2 protein-coding genes are annotated in these 980 nt (G+C 60.4%); both read left to right on the top strand.

Going from position 1 to position 980, the window contains the following annotated elements; all coding sequences use genetic code 11:
• Positions 1-399: single-stranded DNA-binding protein (locus GSQ91_RS14720; RefSeq protein ID WP_158822524.1), on the top strand; the 399-nt coding region annotated here is incomplete at its 5' end.
• Between the two features lie 31 nt (positions 400-430).
• The gene (locus GSQ91_RS14715) at positions 431-829 is read left to right on the top strand and encodes a hypothetical protein (RefSeq protein ID WP_158822523.1); all 399 of its coding nucleotides are present in this window, start codon (positions 431-433) and stop codon (positions 827-829) included.
• Positions 830-980: the final 151 nt, after the last annotated feature.

Below are 980 nucleotides of genomic sequence, written 5' to 3'. Positions count from 1 at the left end.
TACGAAAACAAAATCACGCTGAAGGGCTTTATCGGCAAGGACGCCGAGAGCTTCGCAACCCGCAACCAAACCACCTTCGTCACCCTCTCGCTCGCAACCAAGTCCGGTTACAAGGACAGGAAGAGCAAGGAGTGGGTCAACAAGACCGAATGGCACCGCATCGTTGCCTTCGGCAAGCCTGCCGACTACGCGAAGAACCTGAAGAAAGGCGACTACGTCGAGATCGAAGGCGAGCTGCACTCGACCGAGTACGAGAAGGAGATCGTCCAGGGAAAGAACAAGGTCAAGGTCACCTTCCGCGACAAGGAAGTACGCGCCAGCATCGTCAAGAAGCTGGCGGCACCCAAGGCCGGCGAGAACCTCGACGCCGAGACCATCACGGAGGACGACGCGGCTTAGGCCGCGTTGTCCTCCCTCGGGAGGTGCAACTATGACTCCACTCTTCGAGAACACCGTGACGTTGCGTGGCTTCCTCGGCAGCAATGCCGAGGTGCCTCCCTCAGAGGGAATCGCCGAGGACGCCTTTGCCGTTCTACTCCTCGCAACTATGTCCGGTACCTGGGACGTGGCAACCAACCAGTGGACGCCACGCATCGACTGGCATCGCATCATCTGCGCCGGTCCCTGGTTCTGTGGCTTCACGCGGGGCATGAGACGCGGCGAGTATCTCGAAATCGAAGGCGAGCTGCGCGCCTTCGAGGAGGATCGCACTGTCGTTGTCGTGGGCAAACGGTATCCGGCGAAGCACGCGAGCTATGCCATCCACGCAATCCGCATCCAGCGGCTGGAGCGACCACTCGTGGTCGTCGATCCGGGCGAGGAGGACTAAAGCGCCTCGCCCCTTTTGCGGAGAGGCTAAGCCTCTCCGCGTTATCTTCTGAACTTGCCGCATCGCTTCGCTTGCGGCAGAGAGGACCCCGATGATCGCTAACGCTGTCTTCGTCGCCACGCTTATCTTTCTCGCGCTCGGCTTCTGGCTC

Source organism: Granulicella sp. S156 (genome assembly GCF_009766105.1).
In the GTDB taxonomy this organism is placed as follows: Bacteria; Acidobacteriota; Terriglobia; order Terriglobales; family Acidobacteriaceae; genus Granulicella.
Note: the sequence above shows the minus strand (reverse complement) of the source record. Positions and strands in the feature narration are given on the sequence as shown.